At 65.4% G+C, this 243-nt stretch carries 1 protein-coding gene; it reads right to left on the bottom strand.

The features are described from left to right. Window positions 1-243, bottom strand: a 243-nt coding sequence (locus SB754_RS22450; RefSeq protein WP_410784486.1) for a UPF0182 family protein, incomplete at both ends; no start/stop codon positions are given.

Genomic DNA, 243 nt, shown 5'->3' with positions numbered 1-243 from the left:
GCGGTTCCGATGATGGGAAGCCGCCAGCGGCCGATGACGGCGGAGACGATGAAGAGCAGCGCCACGATCACCGAGGGGACGGTGAGGATGGTCTTGGTGGGAATGACTGCTTCAACGTCCGTGTAGAGGGCGCCGGTCCAGGTTCCGGAGGTGCTCAGGAGCGTGTCGTACCGGTCCAGCCAGAAGTTGGCGGCCTGCAGGAGCAGGAAGGCGGCCGCGATGACGGCAATGTGGATGCGTGCC

The sequence above is a fragment of the Leifsonia sp. SIMBA_070 genome, from assembly GCF_046534635.1.
Taxonomy (GTDB): domain Bacteria; phylum Actinomycetota; class Actinomycetes; order Actinomycetales; family Microbacteriaceae; genus Leifsonia.
Note: the sequence above shows the minus strand (reverse complement) of the source record. Positions and strands in the feature narration are given on the sequence as shown.